Origin of the sequence: Wolbachia endosymbiont of Nomada ferruginata (genome assembly GCF_001675785.1) — a bacterium.
Taxonomy (GTDB): domain Bacteria; phylum Pseudomonadota; class Alphaproteobacteria; order Rickettsiales; family Anaplasmataceae; genus Wolbachia; species Wolbachia pipientis.
The window spans coordinates 1-398 of sequence record NZ_LYUY01000201.1; the positions used below are offsets into that span (position 1 = coordinate 1).

The window sequence follows — 398 nt, forward strand, 5'->3', positions numbered from 1 at the left end:
TAAGTGGTTAATGTGTTTTCCATATTGAACTTACAGCACGTAGCTTTGATATAGAAGTTTGGGTAACGTTATGATAGTAATTTATATAATTCTATGTTCAATCTTTATAACCATTTTAGACAGTTCACTAGATTCTTAATTAGGGGATATGTCTAACTTAGAAAAGGTTTTCATAAATGTTAAAGTGAATAAGTAGGAGTATTATGTTTTTTCTTTGAGTTGTGAAATTTCAGAATGAGAGAGACCAGTAATTTGAGCTATAACATCTATAGAAACACCGGCCTTGAGTGAGTTTTTTGCAACTTCAATTTTACCTTCAATTTTACCTTTTTGATGGCCGATTTGGATGCCTTCATGAAGTTTTTCTTCAAGACTAGATAAATAATCATCGGTACGTT

General features: G+C 30.9%; 1 pseudogene. It reads right to left on the reverse strand.

Features of this window, described 5'->3' with window-relative positions:
• Window positions 1-201: 201 nt before the first annotated feature.
• Window positions 202-398 (reverse strand): annotated as a pseudogene (locus tag BA053_RS06435) (Rpn family recombination-promoting nuclease/putative transposase); the annotation flags it as partial.